At 72.7% G+C, this 1,535-nt stretch carries 1 protein-coding gene; it reads left to right on the top strand.

The genetic code is table 11. The features are described from left to right. Positions 1 to 49: 49 nt before the first annotated feature. On the top strand, positions 50 to 1,535 hold a 1,486-nt coding region (locus PUR56_RS00270; RefSeq protein WP_329947344.1), incomplete at its 3' end, for an SDR family NAD(P)-dependent oxidoreductase.

Raw genomic sequence — 1,535 nt, 5'->3', positions numbered from 1 at the left:
TTGGAAGTCCAGCCGTCTGCGGACCAGTCACGCCTTCCATTCGCGGTTGATGGAGCCGATGTTGGAGGACTTCCGCGCCGTGGTGCGTGGGTTGTCCTTCTCCGAGCCTTCGGTCCCGGCGGTGTCGTCGGTGACGGGCCGCCCGGTCGGTGTCGGGCAGTGGTCGGACCCGGAGTACTGGGTCGACCAGGTCCGCAAGCCCGTCCGGTTCGCCGATGCCCTCGCGGCCCTCGCGGCGCTCGACGGCGTCACCACCTACGTCGAGCTCGGCCCGGATGCGGTCCTGTCCGCGCTCGTCCAGCAGCCCGACGCCGTCACCGCGCCGCTGCTGCGCCGCGACCGTGACGAAGCGACCACCGCACTGACGGCACTCGCGACCCTGCACGTCAACGGCGTCCCGGTCGACTGGTCGCCCTTCTTCACCGGCGTCCGACCGGCCGAGCTGCCGACCTACGCCTTCCAACGCCAGGAGTACTGGCTCGAATTCAGGCCCCCGGTGGTCGACGCTGTCGAGGCGGGTTTCTGGGACCGGATCGAGCAGGGCGACCTGCCCGGCCTCGCCGCGCAGCTCGGCGTCGCGGAGGCCGACCTGGAAGGTGTCCTGCCCGCGCTGACCTCCTGGCGCGCGCAGGGGCGGGAGCGTTCGCTCCTGGACGGCTGGCGCTACCACGTCACGTGGGAGCCGCTGCCGGAACCCGGGGCTGTGTCCCTCGCGGGAGGTACCTGGATCCTGGTCGGCGATGTCCCGTTGGCCGACGCGCTGGAACAGCACGGCGCCAAGGTCCTTTCGGTGCCGGCGGGTTCGACGGCGGAGCTGGACACCCGCCTGTGTGGCCTGGACGTCGTCGGCGTCCTGGCGGCGCCGGGGTCCGTGAACGAGGCGCTGGCACTGGTCCGGACGATGGCGACTGCCGGGTCCGGGGCCGCGTTGTGGCTGGTGACGCGGGGTGCCGTGGTCACCGGCCGGGCGGACGGCGCGGTGGACGTCGACCAGGCGCAGCTGTGGGGCTTCGGCCGGGCGGTGGGGTTGGAGCACCCCGGGATGTGGGGCGGTCTGCTCGATCTGCCGGTCGAGTTGGACCGCCGGGCGGCGGGTCGTGTTGCTGCTGTCCTGGGTGGTGCGCTGGGTGCGGAGGACCAGGTCGCCGTTCGTGGCGGCGGTGTGCTGGTGCGGCGCTTGGAGCATGCGCCGGTGGGTTCCGGGTCGGTCTGGAAGCCTCGGGGCACGGTGTTGATCGCCGGTGGGACGGGTGGTCTGGGCGTCGAGGTGGCGCGGTGGGCGGCGGCGAACGGTGCGGAGCGGTTGGTGCTGCTCTCCCGGCGTGGATCTCAGGCGCCCGGGGCGGCGGAGTTGTTGGCGGAGCTGCCGATGGCGGAGATCCATGCGTGTGATCTGGCGGATCGGTCCGCGGTGGAGGCGTTGCTGGCCGTGGTCGGTCGGGTCGACGCGGTCGTGCACGCGGCCGGTGTGGGCGAGGACGTGGCGCTGGTCGACGCGGACGAGGCGCATCTGGACCGGGTGATCCGGGGCAAGG

Origin of the sequence: Streptomyces sp. BE303 (assembly GCF_036290945.1) — a bacterium.
Taxonomy (GTDB): Bacteria; Actinomycetota; Actinomycetes; order Streptomycetales; family Streptomycetaceae; genus Kitasatospora.
Note: the sequence above shows the minus strand (reverse complement) of the source record. Positions and strands in the feature narration are given on the sequence as shown.